Source organism: Ureaplasma diversum NCTC 246 (assembly GCF_000731915.1).
Taxonomy (GTDB): domain Bacteria; phylum Bacillota_I; class Bacilli_A; order Mycoplasmatales; family Mycoplasmoidaceae; genus Ureaplasma; species Ureaplasma diversum.
This window is the reverse complement of the sequence record NZ_JFDP01000113.1, coordinates 1-1654: the sequence shown is the minus strand read 5'-3', so window position 1 is coordinate 1654 and position 1654 is coordinate 1. Positions and strand designations below refer to the sequence as shown.

Below are 1654 nucleotides of genomic sequence, written 5' to 3'. Positions count from 1 at the left end.
TAGTTAGTAACAACTCATGAGATGTCATCATCATCTTCACAAGCATTAACAAATCTAACTAATTTTTCTCGATTAATTGGATCTAAACTAATGAAGTTATCTGGCAGTAATTTAATTTCAGCAGAAATTAAATTAACATTAGCTTTTATTAACTCTTCTTTAGCACTACTAAAATGATCTGGTGTGATTAATAGTTCATAAACTTCATCAGTTTCAATAATATCAATAACATCATATTCAATTAATAGTTCTAATAAACTATCTGAGCTTATATCTTGATCTTTATTAATAATAAATTGTCCTTTTTCACCAAATAACATCATGACTGAATTAGGTTTAGCTAATTGAGCTTGTAATTTAGAGAAATAACCACGAATAGCACTTATTGTTCGTGCTTCATTATCAGTTAAAGCTTTAATTATGATTGCTAACCCATTTGGTCCATATCCTTCATAAGTTAATTCTTTAATGTTACTTTCATCCTTACTTGCCCCATTGATGTTCTTTTGGATTGATTCTCGACTTAAGTTATTATTTAGTGCTCGTTCAATCGCTACTTTAAGTCTTGGATTACTTTCTGGGTTTGTTCCTTGTTTAGCAGCTGCTTTAATTTCTTTAGCACATTTCATTCAGATCTTAGCTTGTTGCTGTTGCTTTTTATTAATTCCACTAGCAATTAAATGTTTTCTTGGCATAATCTATTCTTTTCCTTTATTTATTTCTTGTTTATTAATTGGTATCAATCATTTTCTGTATCAATCGGGGGTGGACTTGTTAATGTATCATTTAATAAGATTCCATTTAAAAATCTTATATCAATCTTAATTTCTTCATTTTTCTTTTTTAATAAAAGCATTTCTACTAAATTATCATGTAAAGCTTTTCATTCTTTATTAGTTAATAAGTGTTCATATAGATCATAATTAACTGATCTTGAACTATTCTTTTTTTCTAGTTCAAGGGTGATATTTGATCTTGTAGTAATGAAATTAGATAATTTCTTATATTTAATCATCTGTTGCATTCCTTCTTTAGTTAAACCAATATCAGTATGACTTTGATCTTTAAAGATGATTCTAATTGAATGATCCCCATTTAAATCATCAATCTTAATTAGTTTATTTACTGGTTTGTTAACTAAAAAATATGATGAATAGTTTTTAGTTAGAAATTGATCAACATTAACTTGTTTAGAAATATTATTTTTATCATTTTCTAATTGAAAAATATAATCAGCAAACAAGATTAATAAATTTAAGTTAATAATACTAACCATTTTTTTATCATATGAAAAGAAATGATCATTTCCTTTTGTTAGAATGTAATTAGCTAAATGGTTCTTTTCTAAAACAGCTTCAGCTATTTGTTTTCTTAATTGTTTTTCATATGTTTTATCAGCTAAAACATTTGAATAAAAAACAGCTTCTTTTTGGTTTTGTTTTAAATTGATTTGACTGTTTTTGTTGTGTAAATGAGTAAATCTTGTTCTTTGATCAATGTATTTTGTTGTTAATGAATTAATTTCATCAGTAATAAATGAAACTGTTGATTTAAGAGCAATACTATCTGGTAGAACAATACTACAACTTGATACAATTGGAGCTACTACAAATAAAAAAGAAGATAGAAGAAGAACTTTTTGATATTTTGTAGT

General features: G+C 25.7%; 2 protein-coding genes. Both read right to left on the bottom strand.

Going from position 1 to position 1654, the window contains the following annotated elements:
• On the bottom strand, positions 1 to 695 hold a 695-nt coding region (locus tag UDIV_RS04170), incomplete at its 3' end, for a YebC/PmpR family DNA-binding transcriptional regulator (RefSeq protein ID WP_038103784.1).
• Positions 696 to 715: 20 nt separating this feature from the next.
• On the bottom strand, positions 716 to 1654 hold a 939-nt coding region (locus tag UDIV_RS04695; protein ID WP_038103783.1), incomplete at its 5' end, for a hypothetical protein.